The organism is Streptomyces sp. SID13031 (genome assembly GCF_010548305.1).
Lineage (GTDB): Bacteria > Actinomycetota > Actinomycetes > Propionibacteriales > Kribbellaceae > Kribbella.
In genome coordinates this window covers 224,174-249,037 of the sequence record NZ_JAAGLV010000009.1, presented here as the reverse complement: position 1 = coordinate 249,037, position 24,864 = coordinate 224,174, and the positions used below count along the sequence as shown (strand labels likewise).

At 67.5% G+C, this 24,864-nt stretch carries 23 protein-coding genes; 8 read left to right on the top strand and 15 right to left on the bottom strand.

Annotated elements, in window-relative coordinates:
- Positions 1 to 16: 16 nt before the first annotated feature.
- Together G3I17_RS19815 and G3I17_RS19810 are read right to left on the bottom strand one after the other, a co-directional pair.
- The gene (locus tag G3I17_RS19815; RefSeq protein WP_164598350.1) at positions 17 to 1,699 is read right to left on the bottom strand and encodes an ABC transporter substrate-binding protein; all 1,683 of its coding nucleotides are present in this window, start codon (positions 1,697 to 1,699) and stop codon (positions 17 to 19) included.
- 285 nt (positions 1,700 to 1,984) lie between these two features.
- On the bottom strand, positions 1,985 to 3,010 hold the full coding sequence (locus G3I17_RS19810; RefSeq protein ID WP_164598348.1) for a LacI family DNA-binding transcriptional regulator: 1,026 nt from the start codon (positions 3,008 to 3,010) through the stop codon (positions 1,985 to 1,987).
- 324 nt (positions 3,011 to 3,334) lie between these two features.
- On the opposite strand from G3I17_RS19810, the gene G3I17_RS19805 reads away from it, so the two are divergent.
- Complete coding sequence (locus G3I17_RS19805) at positions 3,335 to 4,573, top strand: ROK family transcriptional regulator (protein ID WP_164598346.1); 1,239 nt, start codon at positions 3,335 to 3,337, stop codon at positions 4,571 to 4,573.
- A 253-nt stretch (positions 4,574 to 4,826) separates the two neighbouring features.
- Positions 4,827 to 6,170, top strand: a complete 1,344-nt coding sequence (locus tag G3I17_RS19800; protein WP_164598344.1) for a GH1 family beta-glucosidase — start codon at positions 4,827 to 4,829, stop codon at positions 6,168 to 6,170.
- A 6-nt stretch (positions 6,171 to 6,176) separates the two neighbouring features.
- Here G3I17_RS19800 and G3I17_RS40875 read toward each other — a convergent pair whose 3' ends face one another.
- Positions 6,177 to 6,395 (bottom strand): hypothetical protein, encoded by a 219-nt coding sequence (locus G3I17_RS40875; RefSeq protein WP_239062701.1) that lies wholly within the window; start codon positions 6,393 to 6,395, stop codon positions 6,177 to 6,179.
- A 3-nt stretch (positions 6,396 to 6,398) separates the two neighbouring features.
- Between G3I17_RS40875 and G3I17_RS40870 the strand changes: the two genes are divergently transcribed.
- The gene (locus G3I17_RS40870) at positions 6,399 to 6,578 is read left to right on the top strand and encodes a GMC family oxidoreductase (RefSeq protein ID WP_343238353.1); all 180 of its coding nucleotides are present in this window, start codon (positions 6,399 to 6,401) and stop codon (positions 6,576 to 6,578) included.
- Positions 6,579 to 6,632: 54 nt separating this feature from the next.
- On the opposite strand, the gene G3I17_RS19790 is transcribed toward G3I17_RS40870, so the two are convergent.
- Positions 6,633 to 7,910, bottom strand: coding sequence for a family 16 glycosylhydrolase (locus G3I17_RS19790; protein ID WP_164598342.1), 1,278 nt, complete (start codon positions 7,908 to 7,910; stop codon positions 6,633 to 6,635).
- 287 nt (positions 7,911 to 8,197) lie between these two features.
- Here G3I17_RS19790 and G3I17_RS19785 point away from each other — a divergent pair, with 287 nt between their 5' ends.
- The 3 genes from G3I17_RS19785 to G3I17_RS19775 all read left to right on the top strand — a co-directional run bounded on the left by G3I17_RS19785 (position 8,198) and on the right by G3I17_RS19775 (position 11,482).
- Positions 8,198 to 10,096 carry a ricin-type beta-trefoil lectin domain protein gene (locus G3I17_RS19785; protein ID WP_164598340.1) on the top strand — a complete coding sequence of 633 codons (1,899 nt, stop codon included), beginning with the start codon at positions 8,198 to 8,200 and terminating at the stop codon, positions 10,094 to 10,096.
- A gap of 207 nt (positions 10,097 to 10,303) precedes the next feature.
- Entirely contained in the window at positions 10,304 to 11,125 is an 822-nt protein-coding gene (locus G3I17_RS19780; RefSeq protein WP_164598338.1) for a MerR family transcriptional regulator, read from the top strand.
- 6 nt (positions 11,126 to 11,131) lie between these two features.
- A complete protein-coding gene (locus tag G3I17_RS19775) occupies positions 11,132 to 11,482 on the top strand; it encodes a VOC family protein (protein ID WP_164598336.1) in 351 nt (116 codons plus the stop codon).
- Between the two features lie 18 nt (positions 11,483 to 11,500).
- Here G3I17_RS19775 and G3I17_RS19770 read toward each other — a convergent pair whose 3' ends face one another.
- Both G3I17_RS19770 and G3I17_RS19765 read right to left on the bottom strand, forming a co-directional pair.
- Positions 11,501 to 12,256 carry a hypothetical protein gene (locus G3I17_RS19770; protein ID WP_164598334.1) on the bottom strand — a complete coding sequence of 252 codons (756 nt, stop codon included), beginning with the start codon at positions 12,254 to 12,256 and terminating at the stop codon, positions 11,501 to 11,503.
- On the bottom strand, positions 12,256 to 12,561 hold the full coding sequence (locus tag G3I17_RS19765; RefSeq protein WP_164598332.1) for a metalloregulator ArsR/SmtB family transcription factor: 306 nt from the start codon (positions 12,559 to 12,561) through the stop codon (positions 12,256 to 12,258). Before G3I17_RS19765 ends, G3I17_RS19770 begins: the two co-directional genes overlap by 1 nt.
- Positions 12,562 to 12,756: 195 nt before the next feature.
- On the opposite strand from G3I17_RS19765, the gene G3I17_RS19760 reads away from it, so the two are divergent.
- Together G3I17_RS19760 and G3I17_RS19755 are read left to right on the top strand one after the other, a co-directional pair.
- Positions 12,757 to 13,437: a DedA family protein gene (locus G3I17_RS19760; RefSeq protein ID WP_164598330.1), complete on the top strand. Its 681-nt coding sequence runs from the start codon at positions 12,757 to 12,759 to the stop codon at positions 13,435 to 13,437.
- Between the two features lie 60 nt (positions 13,438 to 13,497).
- Positions 13,498 to 14,112 (top strand): NAD(P)H-dependent oxidoreductase, encoded by a 615-nt coding sequence (locus tag G3I17_RS19755; protein ID WP_164598328.1) that lies wholly within the window; start codon positions 13,498 to 13,500, stop codon positions 14,110 to 14,112.
- Between the two features lie 147 nt (positions 14,113 to 14,259).
- Here the strand turns inward: G3I17_RS19755 and G3I17_RS19750 are convergent, their stop codons facing one another.
- The 9 genes from G3I17_RS19750 to G3I17_RS19710 all read right to left on the bottom strand — a co-directional run bounded on the left by G3I17_RS19750 (position 14,260) and on the right by G3I17_RS19710 (position 24,850).
- Complete coding sequence (locus G3I17_RS19750) at positions 14,260 to 16,764, bottom strand: FtsX-like permease family protein (RefSeq protein ID WP_203590470.1); 2,505 nt, start codon at positions 16,762 to 16,764, stop codon at positions 14,260 to 14,262.
- Entirely contained in the window at positions 16,761 to 17,639 is an 879-nt protein-coding gene (locus G3I17_RS19745) for an ABC transporter ATP-binding protein (RefSeq protein WP_203590469.1), read from the bottom strand. Before G3I17_RS19745 ends, G3I17_RS19750 begins: the two co-directional genes overlap by 4 nt.
- Positions 17,640 to 17,733: 94 nt before the next feature.
- Positions 17,734 to 18,999, bottom strand: a complete 1,266-nt coding sequence (locus G3I17_RS19740; RefSeq protein WP_164598326.1) for a hypothetical protein — start codon at positions 18,997 to 18,999, stop codon at positions 17,734 to 17,736.
- Positions 18,996 to 20,033, bottom strand: coding sequence for a hypothetical protein (locus G3I17_RS19735; protein ID WP_164598324.1), 1,038 nt, complete (start codon positions 20,031 to 20,033; stop codon positions 18,996 to 18,998). The genes G3I17_RS19740 and G3I17_RS19735 overlap by 4 nt, the downstream gene beginning before the upstream one ends.
- Positions 20,030 to 20,926: an aminoglycoside phosphotransferase family protein gene (locus G3I17_RS19730; RefSeq protein WP_164598322.1), complete on the bottom strand. Its 897-nt coding sequence runs from the start codon at positions 20,924 to 20,926 to the stop codon at positions 20,030 to 20,032. The genes G3I17_RS19735 and G3I17_RS19730 overlap by 4 nt, the downstream gene beginning before the upstream one ends.
- 43 nt (positions 20,927 to 20,969) lie before the next feature.
- Positions 20,970 to 21,917, bottom strand: coding sequence for a Gfo/Idh/MocA family oxidoreductase (locus G3I17_RS19725; protein WP_164598320.1), 948 nt, complete (start codon positions 21,915 to 21,917; stop codon positions 20,970 to 20,972).
- Between the two features lie 29 nt (positions 21,918 to 21,946).
- Positions 21,947 to 23,290 (bottom strand): hypothetical protein, encoded by a 1,344-nt coding sequence (locus G3I17_RS19720; RefSeq protein ID WP_203590468.1) that lies wholly within the window; start codon positions 23,288 to 23,290, stop codon positions 21,947 to 21,949.
- A 128-nt stretch (positions 23,291 to 23,418) separates the two neighbouring features.
- Entirely contained in the window at positions 23,419 to 23,673 is a 255-nt protein-coding gene (locus G3I17_RS19715; protein ID WP_164598316.1) for an acyl carrier protein, read from the bottom strand.
- Between the two features lies 1 nt (position 23,674).
- Positions 23,675 to 24,850, bottom strand: coding sequence for a radical SAM protein (locus G3I17_RS19710; RefSeq protein WP_164598313.1), 1,176 nt, complete (start codon positions 24,848 to 24,850; stop codon positions 23,675 to 23,677).
- Between the last annotated feature and the right edge of the window lie 14 nt (positions 24,851 to 24,864).

The following is a 24,864-nucleotide window of genomic DNA, read 5'->3' as shown; positions in this document are numbered from 1 at the left end:
CGGCCGCGGCGTGTCCTTAGGCTCCTGCGGGCTTCAGGCTGAGAACGATCTGGAGCGCGTTCTGCTGCGTCGGCTGAGCCGGCGCGTACTGGTTCGACTCGTCCGGCCAGCCGGTCCAGTTCTTGGTGCTGTACAGACCGCCGACGTTGGACGCCGAGGTCGGGATGATCGGCATCTGCTCGACCATGATCTTCTGCAGCGTGTTCAGCGCGGTGGTCCGGGCTGTGTCGTCCGCGGCGTTCGCGTACTCGTCCAGCGCCTTGGTCGCCTCGGGTGAGTTGAAGCGGCCGTAGTTACCGCTCACGCCGCCCTTGCCGATCGGCTTGAGGATCTTGCCGTCCATGATGTTCTGGTAGATGTCGAACGGCGTCGCGCCGCCGTTGGTCCAGTGCATCGCGGCGTCGAAGTCGCCCTCGTCGATCTTCTTGAACCAGGCGTCCTGGTTCGCCTTGTCGACGGTCGCCTTGATCCCGATCGTGGACAGGTTGTCCTTGATGATCTCGAGGTCGGTGATGTAGTCGGACCAGCCGGCCGGGTCGGTCAGCGTGATCGTGACCGGCTTGCCGGTCTTGTCCTTCAGCACGTTGTTCTCGAGCTTGTAGCCGGCCGCGGCCAGGTCGGACTTGGCGCCTTCGACGTCGACCGAGTGCTTCTTGTCCTTGTACTCCGGGGCGATGAACGACTCACCTGCGGGGGTCGGGATGCCCGTGATGGACTCGACCTTCGGGTAGAAGTAGCCGGCCTCACCCTGCGTGAAGATGTCGTCGCGGCTGATCACCTTGTCCATCGCCCGGCGCAGCGCCGGGTCGTCGAACGGCTTGCGGGTGGTGTTGATCCACAGCCCGTGGATGCCGAGGTTCGCCGGGAACCAGAGCTTGTGGTTCTTCTCGTCCTTCGACTGGTACACGGCCTTCACGTTCGGGACGAAGACGAAGCTCCACTCCGAGGCGCCGTTGGCCAGCGCGGTGGTCTGCGCGTTGTTGTCGTTGTACGAGGTGTAGCGCAGCTCCTTGACCTTCGGCAGGTCCTGCCAGTACGCGTCGCGGATCGACAGCGTGGTGGTCTGCGGGGTGAACGACTTCACCTTGTACGGGCCGGTGCCGATCGGGTCCTTCAGGGTGTCCTTGGTCGGGTCCTTGATCGCCGACCACTGCTTCTTGGAGACGACGAAGACCGTGAGGACCTTGTTCTGGTTGGTGAACTGGGACTTGGTGAAGGTCAGGTCGACCTTGTTCCCCGACGCGGTGATGGTGCCGTAGGGGATCGCGTCCTGGTTCAGGCCCTCGTTGTCCTTGCGCAGCTGGAACGAGTAGGCCACGTCGTCGGCCGTCATCGGGGTGCCGTCGGAGAACTTGACGCCGTCGCGGATGGTGAGCGAGAGCTTGGTGAAGTTGGCGTCCCACTTCCACTCGGTGGCCAGCCACGGCTTGCCCGCCTCGGTGGGCTTGATGCCGTTGATCATCACCAGTGGCTCGAAGATCATCCAGCGGTAACCCAGCGAAGCACCCGACGAGGAGCCGAGGAACGGGTTGTGGTTCTCCGTCTGCGGGCCGTTCGGCATTCCCACGTTCAGCACGGTGGTGGCGCTGCCACCCGTGCCGGCGGTGTTCTTGTTGTCGTCCCCGTTACTACAGGCAGCCATCAGGGCTGCCGCGAGCACGCCCGTGAGGGCTAGCGCGACTGAGCGTCGAGCTCGCATCGTTCCTCCTGTGTTTCGTCCAACTGGTTGGCGGATGACTGTCGTATGACCGTTGACTGTCGTATGACCGTCGGGTGGAGCCTGGGGGGCCTTCGCATCGTGCCGTGAAAGCGCTCTCATGGGAATATCGGCGGCGCTAACAGATCGGTATCGGTACTGATGGGCGGTACTGATCGGGCGGTACTGATCGGGCGGTGCAGGTCTGTCGGTGCTGGTCTGTCGGGGGTGCTGTCACCGGCGGCGGAGCGGGGGCAGCCACTCCGCCGCCGGAGCTTGGCGGCGGTACTAGCGAGCTACGGCATGGCGGGCGGTCACCGGGGCGGTTGAGCTGCGGACGATCAGCGTCGTGGGCAGCACTTGTGGCTCCTCCGGCAGCGGGTTGCCGCCGAAGTAAGCCATCAGCATCCGGGCCGCCGTCTGGCCCATCTGACGCATCGGCTGGTGCACCGTGGTCAGCGGCGGTTCGGTGTGCTGGGCGTAGGGGATGTCGTCGAAGCCGACCACTGACACGTCGTTCGGCACGTTCCGCCCGGTCTCCCGGACGGCCTGGATGGCGCCGCCGGCGGACAGGTCGTTGTGCGCGAAGATCGCGTCGAACTTCAGTCCGGCGTCGAGGGCCTGCTGGACGCCTTTGCGGCCGCAGTCGTGGGTGAAGTCGCCTTCGATGACGAGCCGCGGGTCGAGCTCGATCCCGGCCGCCGCGTAGGTGTCGCGGAAACCGTCCAGGCGTTCCTGGGTACAGCCGAACCAGCCCACGCCGGTGATCACCAGCGGCTGGTGCCGGCCGAGCTCCAGCAGGTGCTGGGCAGCGGCCGCGCCACCGGCGCGGTTGGTGGTGGCGACGGACGGGAAGAGGGGCTGCTTGGCCCGGTCGTCGATCAGGACGACGGGCAAGCCGCGCGAGTGCAGTTGCTCGATGTAGGCGAGAGTGCCTTCCGGCTCGATCACCAGCAGGCCGTCGAAGGACTGGGCCGAGACCTGGGAGGCGAACTGCCGCATGGATTCCTCACCCCGGTTGCAGGTGAACAGCAGCAGGCCGTAGCCCTCGGACTCGACCACGTCGACGGCGCCCTGCAGCACCTCGCCCATCCAGGGCCAGGTGAGCGAGGGGACCAGCATCCCGACGATCCGGGTCCGGCCGCGGGCCAGTCCGACAGCGCGGGCGCTCGGCACGTAGCCGAGCTCGGCAATCACCTGGCGGACCCGCTCGGCGGTGCGCAGGTCGAGCTCGCCCTTGCCGTTCAGGACACGGGAAACGGTGGTCTTGCTGACTCCCGCACGGGCGGCGACGTCGGCGATGGTGATCGACACTTCAGCTCCCCTCGGGCGGTTGGGGTGTTTGTTGCCGCGACGTGTCCGGAATGTTCGGAACCGGTTTCGGAAGCGGTTCCGTAGAGTGAAGCCGAGTGAGTCAGCTCACGTCAATCACGACGCGATAACGAATCAGGGCTAAGTTCACGATTTGTAAGAAGTCCTTCGTTGTCGTCGCGGGATGTGCACGGTTGTCCACAGGCGACCTGCGCTTCGGCTCCGCCGGGACCGGCGCTGGTGCATGATGGACCAATCGGCGAGGGATCGATTTCAGCCGCCGGCCGACGGCGACTTCCAAGCTTTTTCGAGGGTGGACCGCAGACCATGGACGTACGCCGGACCACTGTGCGCGACATGCGCCGGTCCAACCGCTCAGTGCTGCTGACGGCGATCTACCGCGACGGCCCGCTGAGCCGTTTCGAGCTGGGCCAGCAGACCTCGCTGAGCGCCGCGAGCGTGAGCAACCTGGTCGGTGAGCTGCTCGACGAGGGCGTGGTCGAGGATGCCGGTTCGGTCGAGTCCGACGGCGGCCGTCCGCGCGTACTGCTGCGCGTCGCCCCGACCTTCGGGTACGTCGTCGGCGCCGAGGTCGGCGAGACGCGGGTCCGGGTCGAGCTCTTCGACCTGGCGATGAACGTGCTCGCGATGGCGGTCTACCCGATCGAGACGCCGAAACCGGATCCCGCGCTGGCCGTGAAGTACGTGCTGACGGGATTGCAGGCGGTGCTCGACGAGGCGCGGGTCGGGGCCGACGACGTGCTCGGCATGGGGGTCGCGGTCGCCGGCGTGGTCGAGGGACCGGCCGATGCCGTCGTCCACGCCCAGACGCTCGGCTGGGACGCGGTTCCGCTGGGCGCGATGCTGGCCGCGAAGACCGACATTCCGATCCAGGTCGACAACGGGGCGAACACGCTCGGCCAGGCCGAGATGTGGTTCGGTGCCGGCCGGGGTGCGACCGATGCCGTCGTCGCGCTGGTCGGGTCCGGGGTCGGTGCCGCGCTGGTCACCGGCGGCATCAGCTATCGCGGCACCCGCAGCAGCGCGGGCGAGTGGGGCCACACGACGATCATGTACGGCGGGCGCCTGTGCCGCTGTGGCGCGATGGGGTGTCTCGAGGCGTACGTCGGAGCCGAGGGCGTGCTCGAGCGGTATCGGCTGGCCAGTGCCGGCGAGCTGATCGCCGGTGGTGACGAGGAGGCCGCGTTCAACGGGCTGCTCGACGCGGTCGGTACTTCGGCGACCGCGGAGAAGGTGGTCGAGGACACGATCGGGTACCTCGGCGCCGGTTTCGCCAACCTGGTCAACCTCTTCAACCCCGAGCGGATCGTGCTCGGCGGCTGGTCCGGGCTGCTGCTGGGTGAGCGGTATCTCCCGCAGTTGCGCGAGGCGACCGCTCGTCATGCCCTGCGTCAGCCCTATGCCCAGGTCTCGATCGAACTGTGCGAGCTGGGCCGCGATGCCGTCGCGATGGGGGCGGCGACCCTCCCGATCCTCCGCCTGCTCCGCGATGGCGGCACCACCACCCCCCGCTCGACCCGAGGCCTCGCCGCCCGGGTCCGCTGATCTCAGCCAACGCCTTCGCCATCCCTCGTCCCAGCTCGCAACGCGGCGGCTACTTCCGCAGCCGGTGGGGCACGCTGTCCCAGCTCGTAGTGCGGCGGCTACTTCCGTAGCCGGTTGGGCACGCTGCGCCGCGAAGTTTGTTCAGAGCTGCTCGGCCGGGGCTTCGTGGTTCCGGAACCTGGGCTGCTATTCCGAGTTCAGGACTTCAACTATGCTTTGAAAAAACCCGCCCACTACCCCTTGGGGGTCACCGATGGTCGAGCTCTCCCCGCTCCGGCAGGACTTCGTCTGGGGTACCGCCACCTCGGCGTACCAGATCGAAGGTGCGATCGACGCCGACGGCCGGCTGCCGTCCATCTGGGACACGTTCTGCCGGGTCCCCGGCGCGATCGACAACGGTGACACCGGTGACGTCGCGTGCGACTCGTACCACCGCTGGCCCGAGGATCTCGACCTGCTGAAGCAGCTCGGCGTCGACGCGTACCGGTTCTCGATCGCCTGGCCGCGGGTGATCCCCACCGGCTCGGGCGCCGTCAACGCGGCCGGGCTCGCGTACTACGACAAGGTCGTCGACGACTTGCTTGCCAACGGCATCAAGCCCTACGTCACCTTGTACCACTGGGATCTGCCGCAGGCGCTGCAGGAACTCGGCGGCTGGGAGAACCGCGACACGGCGTACCGGTTCGCCGAGTATGCGGCCGTCGTCGGCGCCAAGCTCGGCGATCGCGTCACCGACTGGGTGACGCTGAACGAGCCGTTGTGCTCGGCCTGGATCGGCCACTGGGAAGGGCGAATGGCGCCCGGTATCAAGGATCCGGCGATCGCGGTGCGCGCGTCGTACAACCTGATGCTCGCGCACGGGCTGGGCGTCGCGGCGCTGCGGGAGTCGGCGCCGAAGCCGCCGGAGGTCGGCCTGGTCGTCAACCTCAGTGGGTGCGAGCCGGCGACTTCGGCCGCCGCCGACATCCGGGCCGCGCAGATCGCCGACGGGCACATCAACCGCTGGTGGCTCGACCCGCTGTTCGGTCGCGGCTTCCCGGCGGACATGGTCGAGGTGTACGGCGTCGAGCTGCCCGAGCAGCCCGGTGACGCCGAGATCATCGCGGCGCCGACCGACTTCGTGGGGCTGAACTACTACTTCCGGCAGCTGATCAAGGCCGACGAATCCGTTCCTGTGCTGGGATTCAGCCAGGTCCCGGGCCCGAACGCCACGCACACGATGCTGGACTGGGAGGTCCACCCGGCGGGGCTGGAGGAGCTGATCCTGCGGCTGGCCAAGGAGTACGGCGCCGAGAAGATCTACATCACCGAGAACGGTTCGGCCTGGGTCGACGAGCCCGACGCGGACTTCACCGTCGACGACACCGACCGGACCGCTTACCTGGACGGCCATCTGGCCGCCTGTGTCCGCGCTGTCCAGCAGGGTGCCCCGCTGGCCGGCTACTTCGCCTGGTCGCTGATGGACAACTTCGAGTGGGCTTACGGTTATGCCCCCCGCTTCGGCCTCGCCTACGTCGACTACCCGACCGGCAAGCGCGTCATGAAGACCAGCGGCAAGACCTACACCGGCCTGATCAAGTCCCACCGCCCTGACTAGCCCTGACTAGCTCTGCCTGGCCGTCTCGTCGGCCAGCCGAGTGAGCCACTCCGCAAGGAGGGCTCGCTCGGCTTTGCTCAGTGCTGCGGGCTTCTCGTCCCTTACTGCGACTCGGAGCGCGATCGCCTGCCCTGCAAGGCCTGCCGCGGCCGCCGGCTCGGGGGCCTCGACGATGACGCGAGCCTGGCGGCGTACGTTCGCAGTACGGTCGGTTCCTGCTGTCACCCGGTGGGAACGTGCAAGCTCGGCGCCGATGACCGGGCGGTCGTCGACACCGAGCTGCGGGTGTACGGGATCGAGGGGCTGCGGGTGGCCGATGGCTCGGTCATTCCGTTGATCCCGTCGGCCAATACGAACCCGACCGTCTATGCGATCGCGGAACGTGCGGCCGGGCTGATCGTGGGGTAGCTCCGTGGAGGGCAAGCGATCGGTTGCTGATCGCCTGCCCTGCAAGGGTTTCTGCTACAAGGTCCACTTCTGGGCCGAGGAGCCGTTGCAGGTCCAGATCTGCAGACGGTTGCCGTTGGTGGTACTACCCGACGGGATGTCGACGCACTTGTTGGCCTGGGGGTTCACCAGATCCTGGGCGCCGCTGTAGGTGAATTGCTGGGCCGCGTTACCGCTGCAGCCGGCTATCTGGAGCTTGGTGCCGTCGGCGGTTGCGCCGCCGGCGACGTCCAGGCACTTGCCGAGGGCACGGATCGTGCCGTCACCCGGGCGGGTCCACTGCTGGGCGGTGGAGCCGTTGCAGTCGTACAGCTGCACCGGCGTACCGTCGGCCGGGTTCGCGCCGGCGACGTCCATGCACTTGCCGAGCGCCTTGACCGTGCCGCCACCGCCGCCACCGGAGGTGAGGCTGTTGACGCGGACGTAGTCGATCGTCATCGCCTGCGGCATCTGCGTGCTGCCGTCGGGGTAGCCCGGCCAGTAGCCGCCGACCGCGACGTTCATGATCAGGAAGAACGGGTGGTTGAAGACCCAGGTGTCACCGCCCAGGTCGGCCGGCGTGCGGCGCTGGTACTGGACGCCGTCTACGTACCAGGTGATCGCGCCCGGCTCCCAGTCGACCGTGTAGGTGTGGAAACCGTTGCGGAAGGCCTGGCCGTTGGGCGAGTTGTACCCGGCGCCGATGCCCTCGGCGCCGGAGTAGCCCGGGCCGTGGATGGTGCCGTGCACGGTGTTCGGCTCGCGGCCGATGTTCTCCATGACGTCGATCTCACCGTTGTTCGGCCAGCCGCCGCCCTGGGCGCCGAGCATCCAGAACGCGGGCCAGACCCCTTGGGTACCAGGGATCTTGATCCGTGCTTCGAATCGCCCGTACGTCTGGGTGAAGGTCTGCGCGGTGAGCAACCGGGCCGACGTGTACTGGCACGGGCCGTAGTGGCAATTGAAGCCGCCGCTCTCCTGGCGCGCCGTGATCACCAGATTGCCGGCGCCGTCCTTGGCGGAGTTGCGGGTGCTGTTGGTGTAGTACTGCCGCTCGTCGTTGCCCCAGCCGGAGCCACCGATGTCGTAGCGCCACTTGCTGGAGTCGGGAGCCTGGCCGGCCGGGCCGTCGAAGTTGTCCTCCCAGATGACCGGGCCGACCGCTGCTGCGGCGGCCGAGGCAGCCGGTGCTGTGGCGGAGTCGGTGGCCGTGGTCCGGGCGGTCGCGGGGGACTGGAGCAGAGCGGTGCCGACGAGGGCTGCGCCTGCGGCGAGCAGGGCTGCTGACCGGAATCGGGTACGCGGGAACCTCATGCGTGCCTCATTTCTCGCGCGGCCGGAAGGGGCGTCCGGCCGTTGGGGGGCGGGGGGCGGGCTGTTGCGAGACAGGGTTTCGCTGGATGGCAGCTTGCTGTGAGAACGCTCTCAGGTCAAGACCACGCATAAATATAAGACGTGAAAAAAGTCGCGTCGTGACGTTGACACCGGCATTGACGGATGGTTACCTCGTGCTGACCACCAGTTGCGGCGCGGGCAGACGCCGGTACCTCGGGGTCCCACCCACCCCTGAGAAAGCCCTTCAGCACAAGGGAGATCCGCCCATGCCCTCGAACGGGACCCAACGCCGCGGCCGTCGCCGCGGCCGCCTCCTTCCGGCTCTGGCCGGAGTCGCGGCCCTGTCCGTGATCGCGACCGGATTCAGCTTCAGCAACCCGGAGCCCGCGCACGCCGCCGGCGAGCAGGTCAACATCTTCCTGACCACCACGAACGACGGGGCCGGCCAGAACGTCACCCGCGGCCTGCAGCAGCAGACGCCGGTCAACTTCGGCCCCGCCGGCGGCTCGGCCAACCAGACGATCACGGTCAACGAGAACACGACGTACCAGTCCTGGGAGGGCGGTGGCGCGTCGTTCGCCGACAGCTCGGCCTGGCTGCTGAACAGCAGCAACACGATCTCGGCGGCGACCCGCAACCAGGTGATGAAGGACCTGTTCGACCCGGTCAACGGGATCGGCCTGTCCTTCGTCCGTAACCCGATGGGCGCCTCGGACCTGGCCCGGTTCAACTACTCCTACGACGACACCTGCTGCGACCTGAACGACTTCAGCATCAACCACGACCTGGCGGACGTGGTACCGCTGACCAAGCAGGCCAAGCAGCTGAACCCGGCGACCAAGGTGATGGGTTCGCCGTGGAGCGCGCCGGCCTGGATGAAGGACAACAACAAGTTCACCAACCGCGGCTGGCTGAAGGCCGAGTACTACCCGATGTACGCCCAGTACTTCGTCAAGTACGTCCAGCAGAACGAGGCCCAGGGCAACCACATCGACTACGTCACGGTGCAGAACGAGCCGACCTGTTGCGGTAGCGACGACACCGGCTACGCGTCGATGAACTGGAACGGCGCCGGCCTGCTGAACTTCACCAAGAACCACCTGTTCCCGGCGTTCCGGGCGGCCGGGATCACCACCAAGGTGATGGTGCTGGACTACAACTGGGGCAACTACAACGACCTCGGCTCGGTCCCGCTGGCCGACGCCGGCCTGCGCAACGACCCGCTGTTCGGTGGGATCGCCTGGCACGGGTACGGCGGCGACGTGGCGCTGCAGACGCAGATCCACAACCAGTACCCGGCGGTCAACGCCTACATGACCGAGCACTCGGGTGGTACCTGGATCCCGAACCAGCAGGTCGAGGACATGAACAACCTGATCGACTACACCCGCAACTGGGACAAGTCGTGGGTGAAGTGGGGCCTGGCGCTGGACGAGGCGCATCTGCCGTTCGTCGGCGCCGGCTGCAACGTGTGCACCGGCCTGGTGACCGTGCATCGCAACGACGCCCAGCGCGGCCAGGTCACCAAGACGGTCGAGTACTACACGATGGGCCACCTGACGAAGTACGTGCGGCCGGGCGCGCTGCGGATCGACTCGACCGCGAACAGCTCGGTCAAGAACGTCGCCTGGAAGAACCCCGACGGCTCGAAGTCGCTGATCGCCTTCAACACCACCGGCGGCAACCAGTCGGTGCGGGTGAACTGGGGCAGCCAGTCCTTCACCTACACGCTGCCCACCAAGACCTCCGCGACCTTCACCTGGTCCGGAACACAGGGTGGTGGCGGTGGTACCAGCGGCCAGATCACCGGCCTGGCCGGCAAGTGCGTCGACGTGGCCGCCGCGAACAGCGCGGACGGTACGGCGGTCAACCTGTATGACTGCAACGGCAGCGCCGCGCAGCAGTGGAGCCGGCCCGGCGACGGCACCCTCCGTGCGCTCGGCAAGTGCCTCGACGTAGCCGGCGGCTCGACCGCCAACGGGGCACAGACGCAACTGTGGACCTGCAACGGCAGCGCCGCTCAGCAATGGAACTACGCGAACAACGACCTGGTGAATCCACAGGCCAACAAGTGTCTCGACGTGACCGGCAACAGCTCTGCTAACGGCACCCGATTGCAGATCTGGACCTGTGGAGGGACCGCGAACCAGAAGTGGACGCTCTGACTTCTGCGCTAACTCTCTGACTTAGTACTAACGCTTGTACTAACTACTGACGAGGTGTCCGCACGGGGACACCAGCAGCACGACCGCCATCGCGCCCCCGATGGCGGTCGAGTTGCGTCCGGCAGCGCCGATCACATCGGCGGTGCCGATTAGGCCGGCAGGCGCGCCGCTTGACTCTCCGGTAGGCGGAGGGTGGAGGGTTGCCTCATGACGGCGTCGGTGACCATCGGTGAGTTCTCCAGGCTCACGCATCTGAGCGTGAAGACCTTGCATCACTACCACGAGATCGGGCTGCTGGCTCCGGCGCGGATCGACGCGTCCTCGGGGTACCGGCGGTACGAGACCGCGCAGGTGCCGGTCGCGCAATTGATCCGGCGGCTCCGGGACCTGCAGATGCCGCTCGCCCAGGTGCGATCGGTGGTCGAGGCGCCCGACGTCCAGACCCGCGACCAGACGTTGCGGTTGCACCTGGACCAGATGGAGCGCGAGCTCGCCCAGACTCGGGACGTGGTCGCCTCACTGCGCTCGATGCTCACCCTGCCGGCCGGCGAGCTCGCGGTCGAGTACCGGTTCGTGCCCTCCTTCCGGGCGTACTCGGTCACCGACCGGGTCCATCGCGACGCGATCGACGAGTGGTGCGGCACGACCTTCGGCCTGCTCGGTGAGATCGCCGGCACGTACGGCATCAGCGCCGCTTCGGGTGCGACGTACGGGGATGAGTTCTTCACCGAGGACCTCGGTGAGGTGGTCGCGTTCCTGCCCGTCGCTCCGGACCAGCCGGCGATCGATCGCGTCGGGCTGACCGATCTGCCCGCGAGCTACTTCGCGATCACCCGGCACGACGGGTCGTTCAAGGACTTCGACCGCACCTATGGCGCGCTCGGTAGCCATGTGGCGGAGTACTGCGAGATCGCCCCGGGGCCGATCCGCGAGCTGTACCTCGTCGGGCCGGGTGACGGCGTCGACGAGACCGAGTTCCGTACCGAGATCTGCTGGCCGATCCAGCGGATCCCCCACCTGAAAGGCTGAACCACCATGTCCATCACTCTCGAACACGTCGTCTTCGACTGCAAGAACGCCGCCGAGCTGGCCGGCTTCTGGGCCGGCGTGCTGAACACCGAGGTCGATGCTGAGGGCAACGAGTTCTTCGCGACCGTGAACAAGGCCGCCGACGGCCCAGCGCTGATGTTCCTGCAGGTCCCGGAGGAGAGCGTCGGCAAGAACCGGCTGCACATCGACTTCTCCACCGCCGGCTGGGCCGCCGAGGTCGACCGGATCGTCGGCCTGGGCGCCAAGCGAGTCGGCGAGTTCGACGAGTACGGCGCCCACTGGGTCACCCTCGCCGACCCCGAAGGCAACGTCTTCGACCTCGCCGAAACCAAGTGACCGTACGCGGGGCCGGGCTCAGCCTCGAGTGAGTGGTTGGTAGCGGCGGCCGTCCGTGACGGCGTGGTCGAGGTCGACGAGTTCGCTCAGTAGGTTGCGGGCTCGAGCGGTTGGCCAGCGGAAGGCGCGAGCCAGGTCGATCGGAGCGGTATCGAGCATCGTGTCGAGGTACAGGCGTGCTGCCTCGCGGTGGTCGGTGCCACCGCCCACGTCGAACTGCTCGCAGGTGAGGGTGAGTAGGGCGGCCGGCCAGCCGTTGCTCTGCTCCTCGACGCCGGCGGTGGTCACGAGCAGATTCTTCTGGAGCTCGCCGATCGCACGCTGGTACTTGTTCTTGTCGCCGAGGAGTGCGCGGAGGGTGGCGCTGGACTGTGGTTCCACGGCCAGCGCGGCGGCCAGTTCGTGGGCTGCGGGTGAGAGGTCGAGGTGCTCGTGGTCGTCCAGTTCGCCGTCGCCCGGGTAGAGGGTCGCGAGGAGGGTGGGGGAGAGGAAGGAGCCGCGGCCGCCGAGGAAAGCGCCGTACCAGGCGAGGCCACGGCGGGGGAGTTCGTCCTTCCAGCTCCACACCTTCTGCTCGTTTTCGCCCATGCCACCGCTGAACGGTTCGTCGTCCTCGCCCGCGACGGCCTCCCACAGCGAGGGGCCGATCGGCTTCGGGGCGGGGAAGAGCAAGGCGAAGCCGACGTCGTCGACGAACTTCCCGGCGCGGTCGACCGAGCCCACCCGGCGACCGCGCACCCACCAGCGGCGCGCGCGTTGTTCGGAGGTGTCCATCAGGGCATCTTGTCCAGGTGGGTTTCGAGGGCGTCGAGCCGGTCTCGCCACAGCTCCCGGTAGGGCTCGAGCCAGCTGTCGATCTCGAGCAGTGGAGCTGGGCGGAGCCGGTACCAGCGACGCTGGGCGTCTTGGCGGACTTCGACCAAGCCGGCGTCGCGCAGCACCTTCAGGTGTTTGGAGACGGCCGGCTGGCTCAGGGCGAGCTCGTCGACGAGGTCGCCGACGGGGCGTTCGCCGGTCCGGAGCAGGTCGAGGATCTGCCGTCGCCGCGGCTCGGCGAGCACCTCGAACGTAGTTGCCATACCAGGAATATAACCCGGCCAGCCCGAGGCATACGGGGTTCTTCGAGGGTGCTCGGCCCGCATGCAGGCAAGGCTGGTGGGCACAGGACGAGGGCGGATTGTCGTTTTCCACGGTTCTGTACGGTGGAAAGGCCGAGGCAACACGACGGTCGACCGCCGGGTGCGCGAGGTGTTCGCGGACCTGGCTTCGACGCCATGACCCCGACGAACCAGGTGATGATGAGCGCACTGGCGCAAGCGACGCAGGAACCGACCGGAGGCGTGGCCGGCTGGGCCACCGAGCTGATGGAGAAGCTGGGCGCCCCGGGTGCCGGCCTCGCCGTGGCGCTGGAGAACCTCTTCCCGCCACTGCCGAGCGAGGTGATCCTGCCGCTGGCGGGGTTCGCCGCCAATCGCGGTGACCTCGGGCTGATCAGCGCCATCGTCTTCACGACGCTCGGCTCGGTAGTCGGTGCGCTGGCCCTGTACGGCGTCGGTGCCGCGCTCGGCCGGGAGCGGACGCGATCGCTGGCCGCCCGGCTGCCGCTGGTCAAGCTCGCCGACGTGGACAAGGCGGAGGGGTGGTTCAACCAGCACGGCCCCAAGGCGGTACTGATCGGCCGGCTCGTGCCCGTGGTGCGCAGCCTGATCTCCGTCCCGGCCGGGGTGGAGCGGATGACGGTGCCGCTGTTCCTCGCGTTGACGGCGCTCGGGAGTGCCATCTGGAACACGGCGCTGATCGTCGCTGGGTACGCGCTGGGCGAGAAATGGCACGTCGTCGAGTCGTCGGTCGGGGTGCTGCAATGGGTGGTACTGGCCGGTGCGGCAGCCGCTGCGACGTGGTTCGTGGTTGTCAAGGTGAGGGCCAAACGTTCACCAGCTGAGAAAGTCAAGTAGCCAGCTCGACTTTGGTTACGCTCGAGACCTCACTGCCGAACCCTCAGGAGTTGCGTCCCGATGCCTTCAACCGCCTTCGAGCCGCGGATCGTGCCCGACCCGCCGGTCTGGCCGCAATCCGTCGTCACCGTGGTGGGGAACCCCAAAGCGGGCTCCCGTACTGCGGCGGCCGCTGCTTCCGTCGCGGAGTTGCTCGCGTCCGAGCTCGGTACGCCGTACCGGATCGACGAGCTGGTGGATCTGGTCACCTTCGCGCCGGCCATCTTCCAGGGGGAGAACGCCGCCGAGGCGGATCGGGAGGCGCTGGAGAGTGCGATCGAGCTGGTCTCGTCGGCCTCGGTGATCGTGCTGGCGACGCCTGTGTACAAGGGCAGCTATACCGGGTTGCTGAAGAGCTTCCTCGATGTACTTCCGCATCTGGCGCTGGCTGGGTCTGTGGTGGTGCCGGTGACGGTGTCGGCCGCGCCCAGCCACAAGTTGCTGGCGGATCTGCATCTGAGGCCGGTGCTGGCCGAGCTCGGCGCGAGCGTGCCGACGCCGCCGGTTGCGCTGGAGGAGAAGGACTTCGAAGATCTGCAGCTGCCTGTATCTGCCTGGCTTCGCCGTCACGCCAGCCTGGTCCAGGCAACCACCATCGCGCTTCAGCCAGTAGCCGAGCCGACTCCCGCCAAGTAGCTCCAGGCGGCCCGACGCATCCCGGGTCGTTTGAGGGGTTAACCCCCGAGATGGTTGGTTGCCTAGCCGGATTCTGAAGGGGCAACCCGCCGTCTGAGGGGTTACCCCCTTAGACGGCGGGGTCGCGGCCGAGGGCCGGCGGTGGGGTCAGTCGGCGCGGGCGGCCGCTTCGGCGGGGCGGGTGGTGAGGGTTTTGGTGGCTGGGATGAGGGTGGAGAGCATGGTCAGGGTGAAGGCGATGGCGATGATGAGCAGGTAGATCCAGATGGGGCCGGTGGGGAGCGCTGAGGTGGAGACGGCCGAGGCGTAGGGGAGCAGCGTGGCCAGGGCTACCAGGGTGCCTAGGACGATGCCGGACAGGGCGACCAGGATGCCTTCGGTGGTGAGCATTCGGAGGACTTGGCCGCGGGTCGAGCCAGTCAGGCGCTGCAGGCCGAACTCGCGCCGGCGGCGGACTGTTGCCGAGGCCAACGTGTTGACGACCGAGACCGCCGTGTACGCGATCAGCATTCCGACCAGCAGGTAGTTGATCCAGGCCTGCGTCTGCAGATCCTCGCTGTTGCCGGCGATCAACGCATCCCGATCAGCAACCTGTACGCCGGGAGTCGCCGCCGCGAGTTTGGCCAGGGCCGGCCCGATCGATGCGCCGGGCTCGGACCGTACGAGGATCTGCGGGACCAACCGGTTGGTGGTGTGAGCGGCGACCAGGTCGGCCGGGAGCACGATGCTCTCGTAGCCGGGTTCGGCGGCGAAGGTCGCGACCACGCGCAGTTCCACCGAGGCGCCGTCGCCCAGCGTCATCTTGATCGAAGTACCGACGCCACGGTGGATCTTGTCTGCCACCACGTCAGGCAAGGCGACTGTGTTCCCGGTCAGCCCTTCGAGCGAGCCGGTGGTGAGCCGCACCGGCGCCGTACCGTTCGAGCCTTGAGCAGAGACGCCCTGCAGGAGAGCGCCGTCTTCGTCGATGGGTGCGTGCCGCGGTTCGTCGATGACGCCGGTGCTGGTGACGTAGGCCGAGGCGCTCGCGACACCCTTCAGTGCTTGCACCTGCGGAAGTAGCGATGGCGACAGACCCGAGGCAGTGGAGGCGAGTACCGCGTCGGCGCACAGGTCCTTGGTGAAGGCCTTCGCGGCCGCGTCCACGTTGGTGGTCTGCATGTAGATGTTGGCGGTGGCGATCCCGACGGCCAGCATGACCGGCATCACCGCGGCCGACATCGCCACTGATCGCGCCGTCACGTTGAGGATCGCGAGCCGGCCGTTGACCCGGCTGACGGCGTACAGCGGCCAGCGCAGGATCGCGAGGATCGCCTTGGTGGCCAGCGGGCCGAGCGCGGCGAGACCGATCGCCCAGCAGAGCACCGCGGGTCCGGCCGTCGCGCCGGCCAGCGGCCCGGTCATCACGGTCGCCGTCACGATCATCAGCGCGACCCCACCACCGAGGAAGAGCGTGCCGGCCACCGTCCGGCCCCAGCTGAACCACCTGGTCTGCAGCGAAGCCTCGACCAGCGCCTCGACCGGCTTGATCTTCGCCGACCGGCGGGCCGCCATCAGCGCGGCACCGACGGCAGCCAATACTGCGGCTCCCGCCCCGGCAGCGAACGGGATCAGACCTTGATAAAAGGTCACGTCGGCCGAAGCGACGCCGTTCGACGACAGCCGATCGAAGAGGAACCGGCCGAGCAGGGCACCAGGAACCACCCCGACGAGTACTGCGGGCAGCGAGACCAGCATCGCCTCGCCCAGGATCATCCGCCGTACCTGACCAGGCGTGGTCCCGATGCTGCGCAGCAGCGCGAACTCGCGTTGCCGGTGCTGAGCGGCCAGCGCCAGCGTCGACGCGACCACGAACATCATCGTCAGCGTCGCGATGCCGCCGAACGAGCCCGCGACCGAGATCAACGTGACCTTCTTGATCGCCGCGTCCGGGTGCTCGACCGTTCCCCGATCGAGACCCGACAGCGCGGAGACGTCGGCGGTCGCCTCGATCTTCTTCCGCAGCGCCTGCAGATCAGTGCCTGGAGCAACGAGTACGCCGAGGGCGGCGGACTGTCCCGGCCGATCGGCGAACCGGCTCGCATCCTGGTCGGAGAAGAACGTGTGCCCGGCCGGCCCGGCGGCGATACCCGTGACGGTGAAGGCGGTCTGCTGGCCACCGACCAGCAGGTTCACCTTGCCACCGAGCTTCGCGTGGAGCTGCTCCGCGGTCGTCGCGTCGAGCACGACTTCGCCGGTGCGAGGCGCAGTACCGGCGGTCAGGTGGAAGGGTGCCAGTACTGCGGAAGCCCAGTTGTGGCCCTGGCCTTTGCTGAAGGCCGGTCCTTGGGCCACGGGAGCGGGGAAGGTCAGGTCGCCGACGACGTCCGTGACGCCTTCCAGGGAACGGATCTTGGCTGCCACCGAGTCGTCGATGCCGACCTGCTCGGTCAGGTGGGTGGTGTCTTCCTCGCCCGGACGCAGGTGGGTGAGCTTGCCGGTGACCACGATCGGCGCCGCGGCGAGCCGCTCGGGTGCGACGTTGGAGCGGATCCCGGTCTCCATCAGGCCACCGCAGGCGAGCACGATCGCCGTACCGAAGATGACGGCGATGAAGGTCGCGAGGAAGCCGCTCTTGCGATAGCGCAAGGTGCGGACGGCGAGACGCATCATCGGCCGGCCGTCCCGGCTGCGATCGCGTCCCGGGCTGCCTGAACGCCGTCGGCCTGCTGAGTCTGCCGCGCCTGTTGGGTCTGTCGGGTCTGTTGGGCTTCCCGGGCGGCGCGGGCTGCGCGGGCGCCGAGGTGGGTGAGCCGGTCGGCGACCTGCTCGGCGGTCGGCGAGAGCATGCTGCCGGCCAGGATGCCGTCGGCGAGGAAGACCACCTGGTCGGCGTACGAGGCCGCGACCGGGTCGTGGGTCACCATGACGACGGTCTGGCCCTGGGTGCGAACGGGCTCGCGGAGCAGGTCGAGTACGTCGGCGGCGGTCTGGGTGTCGAGGGCGCCAGTCGGTTCGTCGGCGAAGATGACGGCCGGCCGCGCGACCAGGGCGCGGGCGATCGCGACGCGTTGCTGCTGACCACCGGACAGCTCACCCGGGCGGCTCTTGTGCTTGCCGCCGAGGCCGACGCGGTCCAGTACTTCGCGGACGGCGGCTTTGTTCGTGCGGCGGCCGTCGAGCTCCTGCGGCAGCGTGACGTTCTGCCAGACCGTCAGCGCGGGAAGCAGGTTGAACGACTGGAAGACGAAGCCGATCCGCTCGCGGCGCAGCTCGGTGAGCTGCCGCTCGTTCAGACCGGCCAGCGGTACGTCGTCGATCGCGACGGTGCCGGAGGTCGGCCGGTCGAGTCCTGCCGCGCAGTGCAGGAACGTGCTCTTGCCGGAACCCGACGGGCCCATCACGGCGGTGAACGTGCCCCGCTCGAAGCTGATGCTGACACCGTCCAGCGCGGTGACGGCGTTGCCGCCCCGGCCGTAGACCCGGCGGACGTCGTGCAGGACGACCGAGTGGTTCGACCTGGTGACTTCTTCGTTCTTGCGCCTCATGGCATACCCCTTGTAGCTATCCCGACTGACGAGATTGACGCTACGGAGACGCTGCCGCTTGCCCCAGGGAGTTGGGACACCTCAGGGGGTGGTGCTAGGTCCCCTCTTGGCCGAGGAGGTAGGTGCGGAAGCCTGCTTGTACCTGGCGCACGAGGGGCTCCGTCCAGTCGCTTCCGTCGCCGCTGAAGTGGCCGGTGAGTACGCCGTCCGTCCTGGTACGGACCCGGATGGCCAGGCCGTCGGCTAGCCCGGTGTCCTTGGGCCCGGCCGCTGTTGCCACCTCTGCTTTGACGGTGCCGAAGGTGAAGCCTGCGGGCCACTGCTGAGGGACGTACTCGAAGAAGGGGGTGCGCTGCGCGTCTTGAATCGCCGCGTAAATCGCTGAGGCCGGGTAGCGGGCGTAGCGGCTGCAACCGACCACTGCATCTCGTACCGCGGTTACGTCAGCGCCTAGCGAGCCACTGACTCTGGGGATCGCCAGGAAGGAGGGGACGATGCAGGGGCCGAGCAACCGCTGCCATGCGGGGCGGTCGCGCTTGCCGAAGAGGGTGGTGAAGGCCAGGGTGTCGCCCGGACCGACGTGCTCGTCCATACCGTGCGCGAGCGCGGCCAAGTACGTGACGAGCGGCGTACTACGGTGCTGCCGGGTCAGTCCTTCGACGGCCGCGACCTCGTCGGCGCCCAGCAGGTCGTCGCGGAACGCCAGAGCGGCCGGCGCAGACGCCGAGACCGGAATCGCCAGGGCCGGAGTCGCCGGAGCCGTCTGAGCTGCCGGGGCCGGGGCCGCCGGGATTGTCAGGGACGCCGCAGTTGTGGGTTGGGGAGAGACCTTGGCGTCTCGGACTCGGGAGTGCCACCAGGCGGCGGCGTCCGCGCTGGTACGGCGTACTTGGTCGGCCTCTGCCATCGTGTAGTCGCTGTACTGCGCCGGTGGTGGCGGCAGATCTTCACCGGCGAGTGTGGCTGTGTAGAGGGCGGCTAGCTCGCCTACTGTCTCCCACAGGGTCACTGGGTCGGAGACCATGTGGTGCAGGTGCAGCGCAAGCTGGTTGCCGGCCAAGCGCAGCCGGATGGGCCTGCCGATGTCCACCGGCGCGTGCGAGCCGACCTCGTCGACGACCTCCAGCGCTGAGCGGGGTTCGGGGTGTATCAGTTGGAGGCGATCGTCCAGCACCTCTGTCCGCAGTACTTCGTGGCGTTGCTGTAGGCGGTGGAACGCGTCGGCCAGTACGTCGGCGCGTAGCTCGCCGTCCAGCGTCAGAACGGCGTTCATCGTGAACCAGGGGCCTTTGGCGAACCCTGGGCGCTTCTCATCCATCTCCAAGGCGAAGGTCTGCCACAGCGAGGTCGGGTGGGTCACAGTAGCGCCTGGGAGTAGTCGGGTACGTCCGCAGCGACCAGTGCCTCGTGCAGCTCCTCCAGCACCTCCACTGCGAACCCCTTCTGCTGCCACTGCTCGAACGCGACTCCGAAGCCCAGCTCGATCCACAGGTCTGCATTGCGCTGCTCATGGGCGCCGAACGGCTCCAGCAACACCGCCGGAGTCGCAGACCACAGCGAGTCGAGCAGTGTGCCGCCGCCTGGCTTGCTGACCGTCGCGAGCGCCTGGCGGCAGAGGTCGAACGAGCCGTGATGCCCTGTCCGCTGGTGGAATGCGGTTTGGTTGCCGGCGACTACTTCGCCGAACGGTGGATAGCCGTCGTCGAGCCAGGGGTGCCAGTCGGGGTCGATCATGAAGTAGCGGACACCTTCAGTGGAGAGGTCGCGGTCCTCGTAGGCGACCATGTCCAGCTCGAAGCCTGCTTGGAGTAGGTCGTCCGCGCGCTCGCGATAGGTGCCCATGCCCCAGCCGCCGCCGTGGACGAGCAAGCGTTGGTCCCTGTCCTTCCACGGCACTGGTTGCTCGCGGCTGACCGGGATACTGCAGGGGATGGTCAGGTTGTCGGCGTCTGCCAGCCAAATGTGCTGCACGGGCAGGGAAGTCGGCCCTGCCTTGTCGAATGATGGCGACTGCACCGAATCCACATGGCACACGTCCACGGGCACTTCGCCGTACTGCGCCACGTAGCGCTCGACCAGAGGTAGCCAGAAGCCGGAGAAGACCACGAACCGGCTCACCACACGGCCGTGCCAGCTGTCGAGGAGTGCTTCGACGGCAGCCTCCTCGGTGGAGACCGAGGCGTCGCGGGCGAGCTTCTGGCCGGCTAGGGCGATCCGGAAGTTGCGGTGGAAGGCCTGCCTGGAGCGGGCCGTGGTTGCGAGGGTGTCGGCCGGCAGGAGGCGCTCCAGCACGGAGACGTTCGCAGTACCGCCTTGCTCCTTGAGGCGGTCGGCCAGGAGGAGGCCAGGGACGTGGACGCCGAGTGCTACGCCGGAGGTGAGGATCTCGATCACAGATGATCCAGCTCTTTGTTCAAGTGCCGAAGAATCAGCTTCACCATCGCCTGGTGGTCCGGGCCGTCGTAGCCGCGGGGAGTGCCCTCGATCAGCATGATCAGGTAGAGGTAGATCCGGTACAGCCCGAGCGTCTCGCCCGCCTCGAGCTCGCCGTATCCGGCTAATAGCTCAGGATCCATGGAAGAGCTGAACAAAGTCAGCGAGACGAACTCGGTGACCGGATCACCCCAGAACGCGCGCTCGCCGTCGACCAGCCCGGTGATCCGCCCGTCCTCGACGAGGATGTTGCCGTCCCACAGGTCGAAGTGGATCAACCGCGGAGTCTGTACTTCGTCCAGCAGGTCCAGGCGGGCGAGCACGAGCTGCCGGATCTGTTCGGCCGGCCGGGGCAGGTCCACGGCGAACCTGCTGGCGTCCGCGAGGACGTCGTCGATCATCGACAGGAACGCCGCGCTCCAGGTCGCGACCAACCCCTTCTGCGGATAGCCGAAGCCTGGCCCGGTCACCTCGTGGAGAGCCGCCACAACGCCACCCAGCTCGCGCCGCAGAGCGGCTCGCTCGGCGCCGGCCACGCCTTGCATCGTCGTCCCGGGGAGGGCCGTCATCAGCAGGAAGTCGTCGCCGGTGTGCACGACCTCCGGGACCGGCGCCTTGCCGCGGGCCGCCTGGTAGAACAAGGCTTCGGTGTGAACCAAGTCTTGTTCGTAAGTCATGAACGATGCGGCCGGGTCGGGGGAGAGCTTGAGGATCAGGTCGGAGCCGATCCGGTAGACGGTGTTGAAGGTCCCCTCGGTGAGCTCGGTCACCTCGGTATGGGAGCTCGGATCGACGCCGGCTTCCTTCAGGAGTTCGTCCAGGGCGGCGCGGTCGAGCTGGCGCTTGTTGCTCATCGGTTCTCCTTGCGGCGCAGTGGGGCGGGGTACATCTCGTCCATCAGCTCTCCTTACGGCGCAGGGCGTCGGAGTAGATCTCGTCCATCAGGGCGATCCGTGGTGCGGCCGCGTCCAGGTCGTCCGTGGTGCTGTCGAGGATCCGGGCGAGCTGGCGTTCGTAGTACGCGACGGCCGGGAAGCCGATCACGCGACGGTCGCCGTCGGTGGGCGTGACGATCAGGTTCAGCGGTACGGCACCGGCGACCGGGCGGAGGAAGTTCCTCAGCTTGACGGTGGCGCGTTCGAAGGTGAACACATGATCCGAGATGTGCTGGTCACCGACGTCCGCAGTCAGCGTCGCCTCGACACCCGTTGCCCAGCGCAACGAAGCTTCGAACGAACGGTCGACCTCGTTGGGGCCGTCGAAGTCCGACCGCCCCTCGGCGGTCACGGGGTCCAGCCCGATCGTGGCTTGGACGGCCTGCAGCCAGTAGCTGGCCGCGTCGAAGAAGATGCCGCCGCCGAGCTCCGGCCGGTCGCGATAGCCATCTGGCGGTGGTACTGCGAATCTCACCTGTGTGGTGGCCTTGAGTAACGCGCCATAGTTTTCGTCTTGGATGAAGTCGTGAACCAGTTGCTGCCACGGGTGATCCGCGGTCGCGACGGCCTCGAAGATCTTCACATCCGCGGCGGCGAAGGCGAGTTCGGCGACCTCGTCCGCGGTCAGGCACAGCGGCTTCTCGACGATCACGTGCTTGCCGGCGACCGCGGCGCGGACCGCCCAGCGGTGGTGGGCGGAGTTGTGCAGGGAGATGTAGACGGCGTCGATCGCCGGATCGGCCAGCAGCGCCGAGTAGCTCTCGTGCACGACCGGGATCTCGTGTCTGTTGGCGTACTCCTTGGCGCGGACGGGATCGCTCGCGGCGACAGCTCTGATGCGGGCGCCCTGCTGGAGCAGGGTGCGTTCGGCGATTCCGGTGGCTCCGATCAAGCCGATCTCAAGCGGCATCGGTCATCCCTCGCGATCTCGAGCCGGGTTCAGGCGGCATCGGTCATCCCTCGTGGTGTCAGGCCGGCCGAGATCATCTCGGTCAGCAGGCGTTGCCGCCAGCGGTGGATCTCACCGGCGGCGCAGAAGATGGCGACGTGCACGCGTCCGCCGGGTGCCGCCAGGGTGCTCCCGTTGAGCACCGTGACGCCCGGCCGCGCGCCGCCGTCGTACCGGATGTTGCCGAAGGCATGGAGTAGGTCTTCGACGGTCTGGCCGGGGGCGAGATTGAGTTCGACCTGCCAGAGGTGGCCGGTGAGGCCGTGTTCCCCTGCCTGCCGATCGAGGCGGATCGCCAGCAGGCCAAGCGACTGCCTTGCGTTGATCTCGAGGACGGGGATCACGGTGCCGTCGTCGAGCAGCATCGAGTCGATGCCGACCGGGCCCCAATAGCCTGCCTCGGTGAGGGCCGGTACGACCTCGGCCACTGCTTCGGCGTACCAGCCCTGGTCGATGAGTGACTGGGTGGCGGGGCTGGAACCGAAGTGGCGGAAGCCGCGATTCGTCATCTGCTGGATGCCGAGGAACTCCCAGCTGCCGTCCTGGTCGAGGTGGAGGTGGCCGGAGAAGTCGTCCTGCTTGCGGAACTTCTCCTGCACGACGAGCTCGACTCGCCGGCCGTTGTCGACCTGCTTGCGGAGTACGCGCTCGATCGCCTTGAGGACGCCGGGGGAGGGGACTTCGAGGAGCGCGCGGCCGGAGACGCCGTACGGATCCTTGATTAAAGCCTTGAACTTAAGCGTGATCACAACCTCGACCAGCTCGTCGACGCTCCGGACGAGCCGCCCGGCGCCGGGCAAGCCGAGCCGCCGCACCAACTCGTTGGACCAAGTCTTGGAGTTGACCCGGGCAACCACGTCCGGCGCCGGAAGCGATTGCTCTGCCAACGTCCAGGTCTCCGGCAGTACGGCATACGGCACGATCCGGGCGCCGCGGATCCGGTTCATGATCGCCTGGTCGGCCAGCACATGCCGTTCGATCGGCCCGGACCCAGGATCCCCGAGGGCGAGATGCTCGAACGCCTGGGACGAAGATGCTGGGGTCGAAGGTGTCGCTGTCGAATCTGCCCGGGTCGAGGGCGTCAGTATCGAAGGTGTCGCTGTCGAATGTGCCGGGGCGAGGTTGTCCGCGACGCGGCCGCCGAAGGCGGTGGCCAGTCCGTCGAGGACGGCTGCCGCCATCGGCCGGCGGGTGATCAGCAGGTCTCCCGGATCGCAGAAACCGGCGAGCAGTTCGTCCATCGCGTCGACGGCGGGATCGCTCCCGCCGCCCAGCGCGGGCAGGACGGCGAGGTCTGCCGGACGCCACCAGGACTCGGCATCAAACGTCCCCAACCGCACAACCCGCCCCCGGCCGCCCCCACCCGCGCTGCCACGCGCGTTTGCGCCCGCGCCTGTGCTCACGCCCTCGCCGAGTTGGTGTCGGGCGGGTTCGGCTTCGGCTGGTCTGTTCATGCTTTTGGTCATTGCACCGGGGCCGCCAGGCGGGCGACGAAGGTGCTGAACTGGCGGACCGAGCGCAGGTCGTCGAGTTGGAGGTTGGGGTAGTCCAATTCCAGGTCGAACTCGTCCTCGATCGCCAGCAGGAAGGTGATGGTCTGCAGGGAGTCGAGGCCGTACTGCTCGACCAGGTCCGCCTCCGGACCGATCGCCTCGGCGGTGACGCCGTTGTCCAGCACCTTGGCCAGGACTCGCTTGACGCGTTCTTCGATCTCCACCTCAGACTCCGTTCAGGTAAAGGAGGATGCACTTCGAGCAGACCGGCATCATTCCGTTCTCGGACATGATCCGGCGGACCTCCTTGAAGGACTGGCTCTGCCACAACTCACCGACCGGTTGGTCGTACAGGTTGCCGACCACGAACTCCGGGAAGAACTTGCAGGAGCTGACCGCGCCGTCGGCGTGCACCTCCATCCGGTTCGACACCGCGAGGCACTTGCTGCGGTGCTGGGCCGGCCGCGACGTACCGAGGATGAAGTCGTCGACCTCGTCGTCCTCGAGCTGCGGCTGGTAGCGCAGCCGGACGTTCCACGCCCGGGAGGCGAGCCGGGTCATCGACTCCTTCAGCGCGGGGAGTTCCTCGGCCGGAAGCTGGTAGGTGTAGCTGTGCCACGTCGGCTTCTTGGTGTCCGTGCTCGGCTTCAGCCAGGCGAAGGACTTCTCGTACAGCCGGTCCATCGACTCGGCGACCTCAGGGCTGATGTACCAGGGGAACTGGAAGTAGACGGTGTTCACGCCGAGCTCTTCGGCCCATTCCATGAACTCGTACATCTTGTGCACGGTGACGTGGCTGACCATGCAGGACAGCGACAGCTCGCCGTTCCACTCGCCCTTGCGCTTGAGATCCAGCATCAGCTGGATGTTCTCCATCGTGCGCTTGAACGTGCCGCGGCCGCGCAACGCCTCGTGGTCCTCGCCGAGACCGTCCAGGCTGACCAGCAGGTTCAGGTTCTCGCCGATCTTCAGCAGGTCGTCGAGCTTGCGCTTGAAGAGCAGGCCGTTGGTGCACATGTTCACGGTTCGCGGATACTTCACGAGTAAGTCCGCGACCTGGTCGAACTTGGTGTGCATCAAGGGTTCGCCGCCCCAGAGGAAGAGCTTGGAGCGGACCGGCGCCGTAGTACGCAGGACGTCCTCGACCACCGAGAGGTCGAGCTCGGTCTTCTGCTTCTGGGCGCTGAAGTCGCGGAAGAAGCCTTGTTCGTTCCATTGGTAGCAGTGCGTGCAGCGCAGGTTGCAGCGGTACGTCAGTTGCAGGCTGACCTCCTGCGGCAACGGCGCGGCATAGCTCGGGTCCAGCAGCAGGTTCTTGCGGGCCTTGGACCGCATGGACACGGTGTGCTTGATGTCCGCGAATTCCTTGGTGTTCAGGGTTCGCGTCGTAGTGGGGCGCATACGATCTCCCTCGG